Source organism: Catellatospora sp. NPDC049609 (assembly GCF_040675365.1).
In the GTDB taxonomy this organism is placed as follows: Bacteria; Actinomycetota; Actinomycetes; order Mycobacteriales; family Micromonosporaceae; genus Catellatospora.
This window is the reverse complement of record NZ_JBFAOU010000325.1, coordinates 1-4,603: the sequence shown is the minus strand read 5'-3', so window position 1 is coordinate 4,603 and position 4,603 is coordinate 1. Positions and strand designations below refer to the sequence as shown.

Genomic DNA, 4,603 nt, shown 5'->3' with positions numbered 1-4,603 from the left:
GGCGGCAACGCCGCGGCCGTGGTCTGCGCCGACTACCGCGACCTGGCCTGGGCGGCGCAGCGCATCGCCCTGTTCGGCAACTACCAGGCCAAAAGGGCGAAAGAGCGGCCAAGATACGCACAGGTGCCAGGCAAGTCGGACGATCAAGGGCCGGGCGACGACGGCGGGGGTGCCGGCGTGCCGGTCCAGCGCGAGCGGGGATCGGCTGCCCGTCGTGGTCGGGAGCGGCGCACGGGTTAGGGTCCCGTGTGCCTGCGCTGCCCCACTCCGACGCGTCCCTGCTACGGCCTGCCCTGATCCGCCACGGGGACGCGGACGGCGCGCTGCCCGCGCTGCTGTGGCGGGCCGGGCCGGGCTGGCGCATGATCTCCAGCGCGGTGCTCGGCGGCGGGCTCGGCGAGCGGGAGTGGGTGCTGAACGCGCAGGTCGGGCACGGATACACCCGGATGGATCCGGACCGGCACCTGGCGGAGATCGCCCGCGACCACGGGCTGGGCGGGCCGGGCGTGGGCCTGATGACGGCGGCCCGGGTGGCCGAAGGCGCGTTCGCCGGGGACGGCGGGGCCGAGGCGGTGGTGACCGCCGGGATCGGCGTGTGCGGCTGGGCCGCGGATCCGGTGGCCGCGCCGCGGTCGGCGCTGGTCCCCGGCACCATCAACATCGTCGTCGCCGTCCCGGTGGCACTGTCGGACGCGGCGCTGGTCAACGCCGTCGCGACGGCGACCGAGGCGAAGGTGCAGGCGTTGCGCGACACGGGCTTCGACGCCTCGGGTACGCCGACCGACGCGGTGTGCGTCGCGGCCCGGCAGGCGGGCGCGCCGGTGGCGTTCGCCGGACCACGCTCGGAGTGGGGATCACGGCTGGCCAGAGCCGTGCACCAGGCGACGTACGAGGCCGCGGCGCGCTACCGCGATCGACGACTTTCGTAGGCACGGCAACAACTTTTGCATCGTTGATCAGAAGATATGGACTCCGCGATTGAAAGGGTCTAATGTTCCGATCCGCCGATGTTTCGGGTGCGTTAATCGTCGGCGTCGATGACCACCCGCGCACGGACCCGACGGTCACCGCGCGGGCACCTCCGCCTGCGGCAACCCCGTCGGACACCCCCTACCCCCGGGAGGAACGATGGGCAGTCGACTGCTACGCCGCCTGCGCGGTCCCGTCCTCGCATCGCTGGCCCTGACCCTGGCCGGCGGCGTCTGGGCGGCCCCCGCCGCCGCCATACCCGTCCAGGAGCCCGGCGTCACGCTGCGCGTCTACGACCTGCAGGTGTCGCTGAACGAGCTGTGCACGCTCAAGGCCGCACAGACCCCGAACGTCGACAAGCTGATGCCGACGGTCAACTGGACCACCGCCGCCGACTTCGGGTTCGAGGACCGGTTCCTCGCCCAGGTGATCGGCAACGTCAACATCACCACCGCCGGGTCGTACGTCTTCCGGCTGACCAGCGACGACGGCTCCGAGCTGAAGATCGACGGCGCGATGGTGATCGATCACGACGGCCTGCACGGCGCCACCGCCAAGGAGGGCGCGGTCAGCCTGACCACCGGCTACCACGCGCTGAACGTCAACTTCTTCGAGGCCACCGGCGGCCAGCAGCTCACCCTGGAGTGGCGCCCACCGGGCGCGAGCGCGTTCACGCTGGTGCCGAACTCGGTGCTGAGCACCGACGCGGGCGTGGTGCGGGTGACCGCCCCCGGCCGCAAGGAGTGCGAGGGCGCGACCGACTCCCCCGGCGACGGCCTGCCGCTGGGCGGCGTACACCCCGGCTACACGCTGACCAACCTGCGCCCCGGCACGTTCCAGCCCAAGGTGACCGGCATGGACTGGCTGCCCGACGGGCGGCTGGTCATCTGCACCTGGGGCGGCACCGACCAGTCCGGCACCTCGCAGGCCGGTGAGGTGTTCATCCTCGGCGGCACCGGCGGGACCGGCGGGCCGGGCGGCGTGACCACCAAGAAGATCGCGGGCAACCTCAAGGAGCCGATGGGTCTCAAGGTGGTCGACGGCGTCGTCTACGTCACCGAGAAGCAGCGGCTCACCCAGCTGCTGGACACCAACGGCGACGAGGTGGCCGACCAGTACAACACCATCGCGACCTGGCCCTTCGGCGGCAACTTCCACGAGTTCGCGTTCGGCCTGCTGTACCAGGACGGTTTCTTCTACCTGAACCTGTCCGTGTCCATCAACTACGGCGGCGCGACCACCGTGCCGCAGCCCGCCGCCAACCGCGGCACCACGATCAAGGTGAACCGGACGACCGGTGCGGTGTCCTACCTCGCCGGTGGCCTGCGTACGCCGCACGGCATCGGCTGGGGCCCGGAGAACGGCGTCTTCGTCACCGACAACCAGGGCGGCTGGCTGCCCGCGTCCAAGCTGCTGCACATCAAGCAGGGCCGGTTCTTCAACCACTACACCACCCCGGCCGGGCAGTTCGACGCCACCGCGGTGACCCCGCCGGTGCTGTGGATGCCGCAGAACGAGATCGCCAACTCGCCCAGCACCCCGCTGCTGCTGCCCAGCGGCCCGTACGCCGGGCAGTTCGTGATCGGCGACGTCACCTACGGCGGCCTGCAGCGGGCCTTCCTGGAGAAGGTCAACGGGGAGTACCAGGGCGCGCTGTTCCGGATGACGCAGGGCCTGGAGGCGGGCGTCTCCGAGGTCAACCTCGGGCCGGACGGCGCGATCTACGTCGGCGGGCTCGGCGCGGGCGGCAACTGGGGCCAGTCCGGCAAGCTGACCTACGGCCTGCAGAAGCTCACCCCGAACGGCACCGCCGTGTTCGACATCCTCGCCATGCGGGCCACCGGCACCGGCTTCGAGCTGGAGTACACCCAGCCGCTGTCGGCCGCCACCGCGGCGAGCCTGCTGTCGTCGTACAAGGTGAAGCAGTGGCGCTACCAGCCCACCGCCGACTACGGCGGCCCGAAGATCGACGAGCAGACGCTGACGCCCAGCGCCGCGACCCTGTCCGCCGACGGCAAGAAGGTCACGCTCACCGTGCCGGGCCTGCTCGCGGGCCGGGTGGTGCACGTGCGCTCGCCGCGCCCGTTCACCTCGACCAGCGGCCAGTCGCTGTGGAGCACCGAGGCGTGGTACACGCTCAACGCCATCCCGGGCCAGACCCCGCCGCCGTCCGACGGCGTCTACCAGGCGGAGAACGCCGCCCGTGCCGGCAGCGCCGGCGTCGCCACCGACCACACCGGCTACACCGGCAGCGGTTTCGTCGCCGGGTACGGCAGCGTGGGCGCGAGCACCACGTTCACGGTGACCGCCGGCACGGCCGGGGTGTACCAGGCGGGCCTGCGCTACTCCAACGGGCCGAACCCGTCCGCCGGACCGAAGACGGTCAGCCTGTACGTCAACGGCGCCAAGCTGCGGCAGATCACCCTCGGCGCCACCGCGAACTGGGACACCTGGGCCGTGCACACCGAGAGCGTGGCGCTGAACGCGGGCGCCAACACCATCGCGTACAAGGTGGACACCGGTGATGTCGGGCACGTCAACCTGGACGCGCTGACCGTCGCCGGCGGCGCCGGGCCGATCGTCGGCATCGGCGGCAAGTGCGTCGACGTCGACAACGCCGGGACCGCCGACGGCACGAAGATCCAGCTGTGGACCTGCAACGGCAGCAACGCCCAGCGCTGGTCCCGGGTCGGCACCACGTACCGGGTGCTGGGCAAGTGCCTCGACGTCGACAACGCGGGCACCGCCAACGGCACCAAGGTGCAGCTGTGGACCTGCAACGGCACCGCGTCGCAGGTCTGGCAGCCGCAGGCCGACGGCACCCTGCTCAACCCGCAGTCGGGCAAGGTGCTCGACGCCCTGTCGGGCAGCTCCGCCGACGGCACCCAGCTGCACATCTGGCAGGCCGCGGGCGTGCTCAGCCAGCGCTGGGCGGTCAGCGGCAGCGGGCAGCGCATCCAGCTGTTCGACGGCGACGACGTGGCGCTGTGGCAGACCACCGGCGGCGCGACCGCGACCTGGCCGTTCTCGGGCGGGTCGATGGAGTCGCTGGGCGGGGACATCCGCACCCGCCAGGCCTTCGGCGACTTCAAGCTGCACGTGGAGTGGCTGGAGCCGACCTACCCGAGCAACGTCACCGGGCAGGCCCGCGGCAACAGCGGCATCTACCTGGGCGACCGCTACGAGCTGCAGGTGCTCGACTCGTACGGCGACACCACGCTCGCCAACGACGAGGCCGGGTCGATCTACAGCCGCAAGGCGCCCGACCGCAACGCGGCCACCGCGCCGGAGACCTGGCAGTCGTACGACATCGTGTACCGCGCGGCCCGCTTCGACGGCTCGGGCAACCGGATCGCCGAGGCCCGCGTGACGATCGTCTGGAACGGGTTCGTCGTGCACAACGACGTGACGATCGCCGGCTCGACCGGCGGCGGCGCGGCCGAGAGCGCGGCACCCGGCCCGATCCGCCTGCAGGACCACGGCGACGCGGGCGCCAACCCCCGCTTCCGCAACATCTGGCTCGAACCCCTGTAACCCACCCGCGCGGCCCCGGCGACTGCTGCTAGCGGTCCGCTTCGAGCGGGCTCCGTCCGGCACGGCGGACGGAGCTCTGCTCAGGTGGGCGGGCGGCTCA

At 71.9% G+C, this 4,603-nt stretch carries 3 protein-coding genes; all 3 read left to right on the top strand.

Going from position 1 to position 4,603, the window contains the following annotated elements; translation table 11 throughout:
- The coding region (locus AB0J67_RS39335) for a hypothetical protein (RefSeq protein ID WP_363490624.1) at positions 1-240 on the top strand (240 nt) is incomplete at its 5' end.
- 8 nt (positions 241-248) lie between these two features.
- A complete protein-coding gene (locus AB0J67_RS39330) occupies positions 249-929 on the top strand; it encodes an adenosylcobinamide amidohydrolase (protein ID WP_363490622.1) in 681 nt (226 codons plus the stop codon).
- Between the two features lie 199 nt (positions 930-1,128).
- Positions 1,129-4,503 carry a family 16 glycoside hydrolase gene (locus AB0J67_RS39325; protein ID WP_363490620.1) on the top strand — a complete coding sequence of 1,125 codons (3,375 nt, stop codon included), beginning with the start codon at positions 1,129-1,131 and terminating at the stop codon, positions 4,501-4,503.
- Positions 4,504-4,603 lie beyond the last annotated feature (100 nt).